Raw genomic sequence first — 13836 nt, 5'->3', positions numbered from 1 at the left:
CTAAAAACTAGGATCCCAATCAACAGTAATAGTTTGAGACTCGCGATCGACGTTATCAATTATCTGAGACTCTATGAACGGAATTAACCGTTCCTTTTTGCCAAAGGCATCTTTCAAATTGGCTTTCACAACCAAGACATCATTAGAACCTGTTTCCATTAAATCGGTTACATGTCCGAAGTTATAGCCACTGCGATTAACCACTTGCATGTTCATTAGATCACGCCAGTAATATTCATCATCAGCCAGCTCCGGTAGAACGTCCGGCAAAGCCGCAATATCCATTCCGGTCAAACTTTGAGCTTGTTCTCTTACATCAAAGCCCGCAAGCTTAACGATGAAAGATTTGCTGTGTCGCCGCCATTCTGTCACTTCAATTGAAGTATATTCGCCAGAACGACCTATCAACCAAGGCTGATAGTTAAATACAGCTTCTGCGTCTTCAGTGAACGAGTTAACTTTAAGCCAACCTTTAATACCGTATACGGCACCTAAGCGACCTATAACGATGGGCTGTTCTGTATTGCTCATCTTAACTCCACCAAAAAAACTGAATTATGCTGCTTTAGAGTCTTTGATTAGCTTAGCTACACGGTTAGAAACCGCAGCGCCTTGGCTAACCCAGTGATCAATGCGGTCTTGTTCCAAGCGAATACGCTCTTCTTGACCACGAGCTATCGGATTGAAAAAACCTAATTTTTCAATGAAGCGACCGTCACGTGAATTACGGCTATCAGTAACAACTACTTGATAGAATGGACGCTTTTTTGCGCCGCCACGTTGCAAACGAATGGTAACCATATCGTCCTCATACTAGTTTATAAAATGTAAGGTCCCTAAATGGGATCCCCGCTAATTGAAGCCGCGGAATTGTACTCCTTTCTTGGTTAATTGCAAGCGCTACAAGCGAGTTCAATTGCTCACCAAGCAAGGTGTCAGTCAGAACTCGAGACTCAACAATAATAAGGTCAAACATTTAGTTAAACAGAAAGAGCCTAATCGCCAATGCCTTAATACCAGATAACGATTAAGTCACTTTGACAAGCTTCATCGCTTGCCCCACCATGATAGGCTTCTTATACATACACTTAGGTAGGGTTAGATGAGGTATCAATGGGTACTGTTTGATGCTGACGAGACATTGTTTGATTTTGACGCCTTTGCGGGGCTCAAATTAATGTTTTCTCGTTATAACGTCGACTTTAGTGAGCAAGACTATCATGTTTACCAAACCAAAAATTTACCGCTTTGGGTTGACTATCAAGCGGGTAAAATTTCGGCCACTGACCTACAACAACAACGCTTTAGCCATTGGGCTCGCAAGTTAAATATTCACCCTCAGCAATTAAACAGTGCATTTTTAAGCGCTATGGCCGAAATATGTCGCCTGCTACCGGGAGCCAAAGATTTGGTAGACGCCTTATTAGGAAAGGTGAATATGGGCATTATCACTAACGGTTTTACTGCCTTACAAACCATTCGCTTGGAGCGCACAGGCTTAAAAGATTATTTCTTCCCGCTGGTAATATCAGAACAAGTCGGTGTTGCTAAGCCACATGTAGCGATTTTTGAGCATGCTTTTAAGCACATGCAATATCCTGCAAAAGACGCTATTTTAATGGTCGGTGATAATCCGCATTCGGATATTCAAGGTGGGATTAACGCGGGTATTGATACTTGCTGGCTGAATCGCCATGGGCAAGCCAAACCTGAAGGAATCGAGCCTCATCATGAAGTGAGTTCACTTAAACAGCTACAAAGCCTATTAACAGGCGTTTAAATAAATCTGAACGCCAAGATGTCGAAAGGGGCATTGCCCTTCAGCTTATGCCCCTTTCTATTATATGAACCTTTACCTTTTTTCGGCCGTTCCACTTTGCTTTTAAACAGCGAACTGGTGACCAAAGCTTTTATCGCGTTGTCGTTAATTTGTCCGCGACCATGGTCATGCACCAGCACCGACGGTGTGACTTGTTTCTTAGCCATAAAACCCCTCATAATGACTATCAAACGGCCCCTATGGCCATTAATGCTCGCTAGTATAAATCAACCACACAAAAAAGCGAACGCTCTATCACTGCCCTGCTAGGAGCTCCTAAAGTGAATACTTACCCCCAGAACCTTTACCAACATTACCACGCGCATATTTACTATGACGCAAATACGCTCAACATAGCTCAACACCTATGTCTCGAAGTAGCAGATCGGTTCAAATTAAAAATAGGCCGTCTACACCAAACTGAAGTGGGGCCTCACCCGCGCTGGAGCTGCCAAATCAGCTTCAACCACCAGCACTTTGATAGGCTAATTGCTTACTTAGATGCCCAGCGACAAGGTTTGACTATATTGGTACATGGTCAAACCGGTGATGATTTAAAAGACCACACCGAGCACGCTTATTGGTTGGGTGAAGCCGTGCCGCTTAACTTAGCCATGTTTAAATAAGGCCATAAAAAAAGTAGGCCAAGGCCTACTTTTGTATACGACGACCTACTGTTCTAGTGGCTAATCATCCAAGGTCGCATTGATGGGAACATCTTCTCACCGCTAGCCGTATAGAGCAGCTTAGACCCACCTCGCTTGGTATGAGTACAACCGCACCCTTTCTTAAGCTTCTCAGCATTCTCTGCCCGAGTATCACTGGTAGAGTGCTGCGGCTCGTGACGTGCTTTTTCATTGCGCTCGATGGCTTGTTTAGTTTCTGCCGCCATATCTAATACTGATGGCGGTAGAACAATCACTCGTGCACAAAGGGCCGCACACTGCGGACATTCGGCCGGCTTAGCGCTGTCGTCCATCGCCGCCAGTTCATAGAACAAACCATGATCGGCACATTTATAGTCATAAACAGGCATAAGTGCTCCTTACTTATCTAGGTCTGGCGCTAAGGGCATATCGATGCTGCCATCTAAGTATTTAGTGGGACCATCAGCATTGGGTTTAATATCAAACTCAAATATGTCGGTAGGTAACCATAAAGTGGCACAGGAGTTCGGCACATCGACTACCCCACTAAGATGCCCTTGCACTGGCGCGGTTCCCAACAATGAGTAGGCTTGCGCTCCGCTGTAACCAAACTTTTTGAGGTATTCAATGGCATTCAAACACGCTTGTCGATAAGCCACGTTGGCATCCAAATAATGCTGTTTGCCATGTTCATCCACTGAGATACCTTCAAAGATCAAGTAATCGTCGTAACGCGGAGTAATTGGACTCGGTTTGAAAATGGGATTTTTAATCGCGTACTTGGACATGCCATCTTTAATTAAATTAACGCGTAAATGGATCCATCCGGCCATTTCAATTGCACCACAGAAGGTGATCTCGCCGTCGCCTTGGCTAAAGTGTAAATCGCCTACAGACAAGCCCGCATCTTTAACATAAACAGGGAAATAGATTTTCGAACCGCGCGATAAGTCTTTAATGTCACAGTTGCCGCCGTGTTCACGTGGTGGCACGGTTCTAGCGCCTTCTTCGGCCGCTACTTTAGCCTCATCAGGCTTCATTTGTCCCATGTGAGCAGTAGGCGCATAAGGCAAGGCGGCTAACATTGGCACCCGCTCAGGATTGGTATCAAATAACTCTTTTTCGCGGCGATTCCATTCATCCAACATTTTTTTGTCGGGCAAACAGCCAATCAGACCGGGGTGTATCAAGCCTGCAAACTCTACCCCAGGGATATGCCTAGACTTGGTAAACATGCCGTTAAAGTCCCAAATCGACTTTTGCGCTTCGGGGAAGTGTTCATCTAAAAACCCGCCACCATTTTGTTTAGAAAAGAAGCCATTAAAGCCCCACTGTGAATCATCAAACGTGCCAATATCTAGTATATCAACCACTAACAAATCACCGGGTTCTGCCCCTTCTACACCGACAGGTCCAGTTAAAAAGTGTACTTGAGATAAATCAACATCGCGCACATCCGAAGCGTCATCATTGTTTTTGATTTGGCCACCAGTCCAGTCGATACACTCCAGAATAAAGTCATCGCCCGGCTTTACTGTAGCCGCCATAGGAATATCGGGATGCCAACGATTATGCAATTTTTCGTTATCGTATGCCGATTGTTTTAAGTCCACTTTAATTATTGTTTCTGCCATGATTATTCTCCTTGAATATAAACTACGCCTAATAGCCCGTTACACAGACAAATAGGCGGCAACTTGTTGCTCATCTACTTCGTCACGCTTTACGTCGTGCACAATTTTGCCTTTCTCTATCACTACAATGCGATCTGCAACATCAAGCGCAAAACTTAATACCTGCTCAGACACCACTATCGATAGCCCACGCTGATCGCGAATTTGTTTAAGGGTTTTGGCCATGTCCTTGATAATGGAGGGTTGGATACCTTCGGTAGGTTCATCCAGTAGCAGCACACTTGGGTTACTGGCCAAGGCTCGGGCTATGGCTAATTGTTGCTGCTGCCCTCCAGACAAATTGCCACCGCGTCGATGGCGCATTTCCCATAACACCGGAAAGATGCTGTAAAGGTCATCGGGCACACTGCTTTTACCAACACTGGTTAACCCCGTTTCGATATTCTCTTGCACCGTCATGGTAGAAAAAATCATCCGCCCCTGGGGCACAAAGCCCAAGCCAGAGGCCACTCGCTGATGACTTTTTTGGCCACTCAGTTCCTTACCATCTAGCTTCACTTCGCCACTTCGGCTGCCAATCATGCCAATTAGCGATTTCATCAAGGTAGTTTTACCCATGCCATTGCGCCCCAAAATCGCCACGATTTCGTTCTTTTCTAGGCTAAAGTTCATCCCCGATATCACTTCACTTTGGCCATAGGCCACGTGGTAATCAGTTATTTCAAGCATTCACTCTCTCCTTAATGTCCTAGGTAAACTTCGACCACTTTAGGGTCGTTCTTCACCCGCTGCATCGAGCCTTCAGACAACACCTTGCCTTGGTGTAATACCGTTACCCGATCAGCAATGTCTTCAACAAATTGCATATCGTGCTCTATCACCAATACCGAACGGTCTTTAGTAATACGCTGCAATAATGAGGCGGTTTGTTTGCGCTCGGCCACCGACATCCCCGCAACCGGTTCGTCTAACATCAATAGTTCAGGGTCTTGAATCAGCAACATGCCTATCTCTAACCACTGTTTTTGACCGTGGCTGAGTAAATCGGCCGACTCGTGTAACTTGTCACTAAGAAACACCATTTCAGCAATCTCAAGCACTTTGTCTTTGACTGCTTGGTCACGCACAAAGGTTAATGCGCCCCAGACGTTACGCCCTTTGGGGTAAGAAATTTCTAGGTTTTCAAACACACTCAAGTCTTCGTAAATAGACGGGGTTTGAAATTTGCGCCCTACTCCTGCATGAACAATTTGGTGTTCTTTAAGCTTGGTTAGCTCTTTTTGCTTAAATTTTATTGAGCCAGTGGTTGCTTTAGTTCGACCACAGATCAAATCCAGTACTGTTGTTTTACCGGCACCATTGGGCCCAATAATTACTCTAATCTCTTGCTCCTCAACATATAAAGACAGATTGTCTACCGCTTTAAATCCGTCGAAAGACACAGTGAGATCTTCAATACTCAATACAAAATCTTTACTATTGGTTTTTTGTTTAGGCTGAGGCATTTTGATAACTCCCCGTGGTTGAAGCGGGTTCAGCACTTGGCGCAGGTGGTGTTGCATCCAAGGTCGCTGTAGGCGGTTTCAACCCCACTTTGTCGCGATTAATGAAGTGCTTAAACCAAGGTTGAATGTAGGTTTGATAAAGTCCGGCTAAGCCATCAGGAAAAGCCATCACTACGCCAATAAACAAGGCTCCCATGGCAAATAGCCACAGCTCAGGAAAGGATTCAGAAAAGCTGGTCTTGGCTAAATTAACCACTAAGGTGCCGTAAATGGCTCCCAGTAGTGATAAGCGCCCACCGACCGCACAGAAGATGACCATTTCAATGGATGGTACAATCCCAACAAATGATGGCGACATAAAGCCCACTTGTAAGGTGAACATGGCACCGCCAATTGCCGAAAAGGCAGCAGCTAAACAAAAGATGAAAATTTTGAAGCTTGCCACGTTATAACCAGAGAACCTTACCCGATCTTCTTTCTCACGCATGGCGACCAGTAAACGGCCTAACTTACATTTCTTAACGTACAGCCCAATAAACAAGCAGGTGAACAGCAAACAAGCGTTAATGAAATACAATATGTATTGGGCAGACTCACTACGAATGTCCCAGCCCATCAGGGTACGTAAATCGGTAATACCATTAACACCACCGGTATACCCTTGCTGACCAATAATCAAGATAGTCAAAATGGCAGCGATGGCCTGGGTAATAATTGCAAAATATACACCGCCAACGCGACGGGTAAACATCGCAATACCAATAATAAAGGCAAATATAACGGGCACTGCAATCACCGCGAACAGGGTAAAACCGAAGCTATGGAATGGCTGCCAAAACCACGGCAGTTCGCTTAGCTGGTTCCAATCCATGAAATCAGGAATACCCGGTGTAGACTGAATCGCAGTAGCTTCAGGGCTAGAGGCTTCTAATTTAAGAAACATTGCCATGCAATAACCACCTAGGCCAAAGAATACCCCTTGTCCTAGGCTTAAAATTCCGCCACAGCCCCAACATAGCACTAGGCCTAAGGCGACAAATGCGTAAGTAAGGTATTTGCCGATGAGGTTTAAACGAAATATATCTAAGGCTAATGGCAGCACCACAAACAGGGTCGCCGCTAATAGCAAGTACTTCCAAAGGTCATTACTGGCGAGCACTTTATTTGATTGGGCACGTATTTGAGTTAACAACATAAATAGCTCTCCCTATCGACGTATTTTTAATGAGAACAAACCCTGAGGGCGCAACATTAAGATGCCCACAACGGTTAACAAGGTCAGTACTTTGGCCATAGAACCACTGAGGAAAAACTCCATGGTGGATTGCGCCTGAGAAATGGTGAACGCTGACGCTACGGTGCCTAATAAACTAGATGCACCGCCAAATACCACCACTAAGAAAGTATCCACAATGTATAGCTGGCCAGCAGTTGGTCCGGTCGACCCCACCATGGTGAAAGCAGAACCGGCCACCCCAGCGATGCCACAACCTAGCGCAAAGGTATAGCGGTCTACACGTTCGGTATTAATTCCGACAGCCCCGGCCATTGCGCGGTTTTGCACAACTGCACGAGTTTGTTTACCTAAGCGTGACTTTTGCATTAACAGGTAAACGCCAAAGGTAATAACAATGGTTAGTCCCATCACAAATATGCCGTTTATTGGCACTTCGATAATGTCTGTAATGGCGTACGACCCCATCAACCAATCCGGTAGGCTTACGCCAACTTCACGCGCGCCAAATACGGTACGATAAAGCTGCTGTAGAATGAGGCTCAAACCCCAGGTGGCTAGTAAGGTATCTAATGGGCGTTTGTAAAGGTGGCGAATCATTGCCCATTCAACCAGCGCTCCTAAGGCTCCGGTGACAAAGAAGGCCAAAATCATGGCTACAAAAAAGTAACCATCAAACAAACCGGGCATATAATTACTAAATAATTGAGAGCATAAGTAGGTGATATAGGCGCCTAATATCATAAACTCGCCATGCGCCATGTTTATCACACCCATTTGGCCGAATATGATGGCAAGCCCTAACGCCATAAGAACAAAAACAGAAAACAAGATAAGACCGGCAAATCCCTGCATAGCAAAAATAGCGGTAAGCTCTGTACTGGTATAATCGGCAAACATTTCAAATCCCTCATGAAATTAAGCGAAAAGAGAGCGTGGCCTGCGAGTGCAGGCCACTACGATTGCTTATTGGTAACCTTTCGGGAATGGATTAGGCTCAATCAGTTCTTCAGTTTCATAGACGATTTCGTACTGACCATCGGCTTTAGCGTGGCCAATTCGAGTTTTTGACCATAAGTGATGGTTTTCATGTACTCGTACGTAACCTTCTGGAGCGGTTTTTAACTCTAAACCAGGAGACGCTGCGCGTACTTTATCAATGTCGAATGAACCGGCTTTTTCTACTGCTGCCTTCCATAACCAAGGGCCTAAGTAAGCCGCTTGAGTTACATCACCAATCACAATGTCGTCGCCCCAACGTTTCTTAAAGGCAGCTACGAACTCTTCGTTATTTTGGTTAGTTAAGCTTTGGAAGTACTTCATCGCTGCGTAAGCACCTTGGATGTTTTCACCGCCAATACCTAAGATTTCGTCTTCAGTCACTGAAATGGTGAGTACCAGTGGTTTTTCCTTAGTCATGTCAATGCCTGCGGCTTTAAGCTGCTTGTAGAAGGCAACGTTAGACCCCCCCACTACAATGGCGTAAATCACATCAGGTTTTTTCAGCTTAATTTTGTTAATTACCGAGTTAAACTGGGTATGTCCAAGCGGGTAGTACTCTTCGCCCACGACTTTCAAACCCAATTTTTCAATATGCTTGCGGGCAATTTTGTTAGAGGTACGTGGCCAAATATAATCAGAGCCCAGTAGGAAGAAACTTTTTGCGCCTTTGGTTTTTGTTACCCAATCAATACCTGCAATAATTTGCTGAGTAGCTTCTTGGCCGGTGTAAATAACGTTAGGTGATTGCTCCAAACCTTCATAAAAAGTCGGGTAGTACAACATACCGTTATACTGTTCAAACACGGGTAATACCGCTTTACGAGAGGCTGATGTCCAACAACCAAAAACGGCTGCGGCCTTGTCTTTAACTAACAATTTTTTAGATTTTTCAGCAAAGGTCGGCCAATCACTGGCGCCATCTTCTTGCACATATTCAATCTGACGGCCTAACACGCCTCCCATTGCGTTGATTTGCTCAATGGCTAACATTTCTGCTTGCACCGAGCCTGTTTCACTAATCGCCATGGTGCCGGTTACCGAGTGCAGGATACCCACTTTAACGGTATCGTCAGTCACTGCTAGTCCGGTGGTATTCACTTCTGCAGTACTTAAAGCAGCCGCAAAACTGAGCTGCGAAACCAGCATGGCAGCAGGCAATGCCATCATTCCCTTTAAAATTTGGCGGCGCAGCGAATTGCTTAAGCCTGATTTGTTGAGTTTTTGCATAGTGGTATCCCTACTGAGGTTGTAAGACAAAGTGTCCGTACTTGGTGATTACCATCATGCAAAACTTAAACGCCTAGCAAAATGAGCCAATTGCTCTAGCGCCCTACGTCATTTGACGCATACCAGAATCGGAGAGATTGCTTTAGTGTCAGATATCCATTAATGCAAAGACTAATTAGTGATAATAAAGATAATAAAAAATCTCGTAAGCAACTGATTTGATAACATTTTTAACATTATAGACAGGTAGCAACGGCCTGATTAATGCTTAAGGTAACTAGGCAACCATTGAAAAGGCATTTCAAGGATGAAAGACCAGCACGTATTCAAAGCACGGAGAAACTATAACCGCTGGGTGGCAAACCAAACGCTAGAAGATTATGCGCTTAGGTTCACCGCTAAAAGTGCGCGGCAATGGTCGGTAGCCCGAGTGTCCAATACCGCCTTAGGCGCTATCTCGTTCCTCGCATTAGAAGCCATTGGTGGCGCACTGATGCTCAACTTTGGTTTTAATAACGCTATCGCGGCGATACTGGTGGTATCCGCCATCATCTTTTTCTGTGGTGTACCAATTTCATACTATGCGGCGCGTTACGGGGTAGATATTGATCTGCTCACTCGTGGTGCAGGTTTCGGCTATATTGGCTCTACTATTACTTCGCTTATTTATGCCTCGTTTACCTTCATATTTTTTGCTATTGAAGCGGCGATCATGGCCTCTGCTCTTGAGTTGTTATTTGGCATCCCCTTAAGTATTGGTTACCTGATCAGCGCTATTGTAGTGATCCCTTTAGTCACCCATGGGATCACCTTCATTAGCCGCTTTCAACTATGGAGCCAACCGCTATGGTTAGTTCTGCAGATTGCCCCTTTTATATTTATTCTGTGGCACGAATCAAGCGCAATAGACAACTGGTTGCAATACCAAGGTCACCAAGAGGCTTCGCCAGGCCAGTTTGATTTGCATTTGTTTGGTGCAGCCTCAGGTGTCTTATTCTCCTTGATGGCGCAAATTGGCGAACAAGTCGACTTCCTAAGGTTCATGCCTGAGAAGAAACAAAAACACCGCGCGTGCTGGTGGGTAGCGCTACTTAGTGCAGGCCCTGGTTGGATAATCGTAGGGGCAATAAAAATACTCTTGGGTTCATTTTTAGTGGTGTTGGCCATTAATGCCGGTGTGGGTGCCGACGTGGCGGGCGATCCTATTCAAATGTACCAAGTCGCTTTTTCCTATGTGACCCAATCACCGATCGTTGCTCTGTCGTTAGCGGGGATATTTGTGTTGGTTTGCCAGCTCAAAATTAATGTTACTAACGCCTATGCTGGGTCTATTGCTTGGTCTAACTTTTTTTCTCGCCTAACCCATAGCCACCCCGGCCGAGTGGTTTGGTTAGTCTTTAACGTGATCATCGCCTTGCTGATTATGGAGCTGGGGATCTACTCTGCTATCGAAGACATACTAGGAATTTATTCAAATGTAGCGGTCGCTTGGGTAGGTGCACTGGTCGCCGATTTAGTGATTAACAAACCGCTTGGCTATAGCCCCAAGCACATAGAATTTAAACGTGCACACCTCTACGACATAAATCCAGTGGGGGTGGGTTCGATGATTATTGCCTCATTTTTTGGCATTGTTTGCTATACCGGAAACCTAGGTGAAACCGCTCAGGCTTTGTCGCCTTTTATCGGCCTCTCGGTGGCATTTATCTGCTCGCCACTGATCGCCATTGCCACCAAGGGTCGCTACTACATTGCACGAGAATCAAGCCTGCAATTTAAACACCAAGGCGAATGTACGGTATGCCAAAATCAATTCGAGATTGAAGATTTAGCCAGTTGCCCCGCTTATGGTGGCGCCATCTGTTCATTGTGCTGCACCTTGGATGCCCGCTGCCATGATCAGTGCAAAGAAAAAGCCCGATTTGGTGAGCAACTCAGTCAATTCATGGCGCTTATTCTTCCTAAGGCGGTGTCGTCTTTAATGAATACCCGGCTACTACAATTCTCTGGACTATTAGGGCTGATAGCCACACTGATTGCCGGTTTGTTTTACTTAGTCTATTTGCGCATTCCTATTACAGACCTCACCACCAAAGCAGCCATTTCGGCAACCCTCAGCCAAGTATTCTTTTTATTGATGATTATTGTTGGGGTATTAGTGTGGCTATTTGTTTTAGCTAACGACAGCCGTCAGTTCGCGTTAGATGAGTCGATGCGCCAAACTAAACTGCTGAGTCACGAGATATCGGCCCATGAAGCCACCGATAAAGCCCTGCAGCAAGCCAAGGATACTGCTGAATCAGCTAACCAAGCGAAAAGCCGTTACCTCACAGGTATTAGCCATGAACTGAGAACGCCACTCAACTCAATATTAGGGTATGCCCAGCTACTAGAAAAAGCAGCCGGGCTATCCAGCGAGCATGCGGCAAAAATATCGCTAATAAAACGCAGTGGCGAGCACTTAGCCGACATCATTGAAGGCTTGCTAGACATATCACGTATTGAAGCGGGCCGATTGGAGCTACAACGCGACCAAGTGGCCATTGGCGAGTTAATTGACGACCTGGTCGATATGTTTAGCCTGCAAGCTCAGGAAAAAGGCATTAGTTTCAGCTATACGCCAAGCCCATTTTTACCCCACTGGGTAGTCGCTGATGAAACTCACCTGCGCCAAATACTCATAAATTTACTCTCTAATGCGGTGAAGTTTACTCAACAAGGTGGTGTATCGCTCAGTGTTGGCTATCGTAGCCAAGTAGCCGAATTTGTTATCCAAGATAGCGGAGTGGGCATTGAACAAGAAGATGAAAATAGGATCTTCAAGCCTTTTGAACGGGTCCGTAAACCCGGTTTGCCGCAATTACCAGGCACTGGGCTTGGGCTAACTATCACCCAACTGCTCACTGACATCATGGGAGGAAATATCAGCTTAAGCAGCACGCCGGGTGAAGGCAGTTGCTTCAAATTAAGCTTAATGCTGTCTAGCATTGACAAAGACACCTGTCAGCCTCCCGCTCAAGCCAGAATTAGTTCAATTAATGGTTCCAGTAAAACAGTAATGGTCGTGGATGACGACCCTAACCATCGCGGCCTAGTGGCCGAAATACTCTCCCCCTTAGGCTTTGTGGTGCTCGAGGCGACCGACGCTCATGCCTGCTTAAACACCCTTGATAAATCAACCATTGATTTATTTTTACTTGATATATCCATGCCAGGAATGAATGGTTGGCAACTGCTCGAAAAATTACGTGAACAGGGAATAAACACCCCCATTATTATGGTTTCTGCCGATGCGACCGAAGCACCTCAGTTAGGACCGAGTACAAGCCCGAACGCACGACCACTTCACGATGACTATTTAGCAAAACCAATACGCGACAATGCGCTGTTAGAAAAAATAGCCAAGGCCTTAGCCATTGGCTGGAACTACCACCCAGTTAAACAGCATCAAGCAAGCGACTATCAAGCTTTAGGCTCTAAGACTGCGCTAAGCGATCAACACCGCCAACAATTACAAGAAATATTAGACATGGCGCAACTGGGCTTTATTCAAGGCATCGATAAGCTGCTTGATGTTCTGGAACAAGACTCAACAGCGGTCAACATTACCAGCGAGCTAAGAAAAGATTTAGCCCAGTATAACGTCACCAACATCGAGAATTTTTGTAAGAAGGTACTAGCCGTATGAGTACAACAGATTCAAAAGGTATTATTTTAGTCGTCGACGACGCTGCCGAATCTTTAGGCATGTTAAACACCGCCTTAATCGAACAAGGTTACACCGTACTGGTTGCCATGGACGGACAACAAGCCTTAAATATTACCCAACGGATTAATCCAGATTTAATTCTGATGGACGCATTAATGCCTAACATGGACGGTTTTGAAGCCTGCCAATTACTGAAGAAAAACAGTGATTCTAGTGATATACCGGTAATGTTCATGACCGGTTTGAGCGACAGCGAGTCGGTGATCAAAGGCCTAGAATCTGGCGGCGTCGACTATATTCACAAACCGATAAAACTCGATGAGCTGTTTGCCCGGATAACCGTGCATTTACACAATGCCCGGCTAACACGCAGTGCCCATGGAGCCCTAGATGAAATGGGTCAAGCTACGTTTACCTTCAGTAGCAAAGGGCAAGTGATTTGGACGAGTTCGAAGGCCAAACTAATCCTCTCTTCAGTTGACTTTGAAGCAAGCGAAACTGCCGACATAGTTTGCCAACAACTGAGGCAATGGCTCACTCACGCCCCCGAAAAGCACAGCCTCTTATCTGTAAAAAAAATATCTAAGCCTCTGCAAGTGCGTTACTTGGGACAATCGTCACCCGGTGAACATCTATTACGCTTAGTCGATAACGACGAACAGAGCATTCGCGATTCACTGCGGCAACGGTTTAACTTAACCGAGCGAGAGTCTGAAGTGGTATTTTGGTTAGCCCAAGGCAAAACCAATCGAGAAATTGCCCAAATACTGACCATGAGTCCGCGCACCGTAAACAAGCACCTTGAACCGGTGTTCCAAAAGCTTGCTGTAGAAAACCGAACCAGTGCCACCGCGGTCTGCTTAGCCTATTTAAACGATATATAAGCACTGCGTCGTAATCTGCCACTGCTGCCCAATAATGATTAACATGTCTTTTGTTAATCATTGCTGTGGTTCAGCATTGGTTTGTCGCCCCCAGCAATCCACACCTCTTAACGCCTAAAGAAAGCCGATGACCAAGGAAGACATTTATATTTTGTGATTGACGATTAAAATCACC

14 protein-coding genes are annotated in these 13836 nt (G+C 45.5%); 4 read left to right on the top strand and 10 right to left on the bottom strand.

What is annotated here, in order from left to right; all coding sequences use genetic code 11:
• Positions 1 to 531, bottom strand: a complete 531-nt coding sequence (rimM, locus tag ACVFI8_RS15205) for a ribosome maturation factor RimM (RefSeq protein ID WP_248712727.1) — start codon at positions 529 to 531, stop codon at positions 1 to 3.
• A 24-nt stretch (positions 532 to 555) separates the two neighbouring features.
• Positions 556 to 801 (bottom strand): 30S ribosomal protein S16, encoded by a 246-nt coding sequence (gene rpsP / locus ACVFI8_RS15200; RefSeq protein ID WP_248712728.1) that lies wholly within the window; start codon positions 799 to 801, stop codon positions 556 to 558.
• A 301-nt stretch (positions 802 to 1102) separates the two neighbouring features.
• Here rpsP and yjjG point away from each other — a divergent pair, with 301 nt between their 5' ends.
• Positions 1103 to 1780 (top strand): pyrimidine 5'-nucleotidase, encoded by a 678-nt coding sequence (yjjG, locus tag ACVFI8_RS15195; RefSeq protein ID WP_248712729.1) that lies wholly within the window; start codon positions 1103 to 1105, stop codon positions 1778 to 1780.
• On the opposite strand, the gene ACVFI8_RS15190 is transcribed toward yjjG, so the two are convergent.
• The gene (locus ACVFI8_RS15190; RefSeq protein WP_248712730.1) at positions 1777 to 1986 is read right to left on the bottom strand and encodes a ribosome alternative rescue factor ArfA; all 210 of its coding nucleotides are present in this window, start codon (positions 1984 to 1986) and stop codon (positions 1777 to 1779) included. The two genes, yjjG and ACVFI8_RS15190, sit on opposite strands and share 4 nt — an antisense overlap.
• 114 nt (positions 1987 to 2100) lie before the next feature.
• Here ACVFI8_RS15190 and ACVFI8_RS15185 point away from each other — a divergent pair, with 114 nt between their 5' ends.
• Positions 2101 to 2445 carry a DOPA 4,5-dioxygenase family protein gene (locus ACVFI8_RS15185; protein ID WP_248712731.1) on the top strand — a complete coding sequence of 115 codons (345 nt, stop codon included), beginning with the start codon at positions 2101 to 2103 and terminating at the stop codon, positions 2443 to 2445.
• Positions 2446 to 2498: 53 nt separating this feature from the next.
• Here the strand turns inward: ACVFI8_RS15185 and ACVFI8_RS15180 are convergent, their stop codons facing one another.
• The 7 genes from ACVFI8_RS15180 to urtA form a co-directional block, all read right to left on the bottom strand.
• Positions 2499 to 2855 (bottom strand): zinc ribbon domain-containing protein, encoded by a 357-nt coding sequence (locus ACVFI8_RS15180; RefSeq protein WP_248712732.1) that lies wholly within the window; start codon positions 2853 to 2855, stop codon positions 2499 to 2501.
• Between the two features lie 9 nt (positions 2856 to 2864).
• Entirely contained in the window at positions 2865 to 4100 is a 1236-nt protein-coding gene (gene fmdA, locus ACVFI8_RS15175) for a formamidase (RefSeq protein WP_248712733.1), read from the bottom strand.
• Positions 4101 to 4139: 39 nt separating this feature from the next.
• On the bottom strand, positions 4140 to 4829 hold the full coding sequence (gene urtE, locus ACVFI8_RS15170; RefSeq protein ID WP_248712734.1) for an urea ABC transporter ATP-binding subunit UrtE: 690 nt from the start codon (positions 4827 to 4829) through the stop codon (positions 4140 to 4142).
• 11 nt (positions 4830 to 4840) lie between these two features.
• On the bottom strand, positions 4841 to 5605 hold the full coding sequence (gene urtD, locus ACVFI8_RS15165; RefSeq protein ID WP_457871802.1) for an urea ABC transporter ATP-binding protein UrtD: 765 nt from the start codon (positions 5603 to 5605) through the stop codon (positions 4841 to 4843).
• Positions 5592 to 6800, bottom strand: coding sequence for an urea ABC transporter permease subunit UrtC (urtC, locus tag ACVFI8_RS15160; RefSeq protein WP_457871801.1), 1209 nt, complete (start codon positions 6798 to 6800; stop codon positions 5592 to 5594). The genes urtD and urtC overlap by 14 nt, the downstream gene beginning before the upstream one ends.
• A 12-nt stretch (positions 6801 to 6812) precedes the next feature.
• Positions 6813 to 7739 (bottom strand): urea ABC transporter permease subunit UrtB, encoded by a 927-nt coding sequence (urtB, locus tag ACVFI8_RS15155; protein ID WP_248712737.1) that lies wholly within the window; start codon positions 7737 to 7739, stop codon positions 6813 to 6815.
• 66 nt (positions 7740 to 7805) lie between these two features.
• Positions 7806 to 9068: an urea ABC transporter substrate-binding protein gene (gene urtA / locus ACVFI8_RS15150; RefSeq protein ID WP_457871800.1), complete on the bottom strand. Its 1263-nt coding sequence runs from the start codon at positions 9066 to 9068 to the stop codon at positions 7806 to 7808.
• Positions 9069 to 9375: 307 nt separating this feature from the next.
• On the opposite strand from urtA, the gene ACVFI8_RS15145 reads away from it, so the two are divergent.
• The gene (locus ACVFI8_RS15145; RefSeq protein WP_457871799.1) at positions 9376 to 12756 is read left to right on the top strand and encodes a hybrid sensor histidine kinase/response regulator; all 3381 of its coding nucleotides are present in this window, start codon (positions 9376 to 9378) and stop codon (positions 12754 to 12756) included.
• Complete coding sequence (locus ACVFI8_RS15140) at positions 12753 to 13661, top strand: response regulator (protein ID WP_457871798.1); 909 nt, start codon at positions 12753 to 12755, stop codon at positions 13659 to 13661. Before ACVFI8_RS15145 ends, ACVFI8_RS15140 begins: the two co-directional genes overlap by 4 nt.
• The last annotated feature ends 175 nt before the right edge of the window (positions 13662 to 13836 follow it).

Source organism: Agarivorans sp. MS3-6 (assembly GCF_054112545.1).
This window is presented reverse-complemented; position numbering and strand designations above follow the sequence as displayed.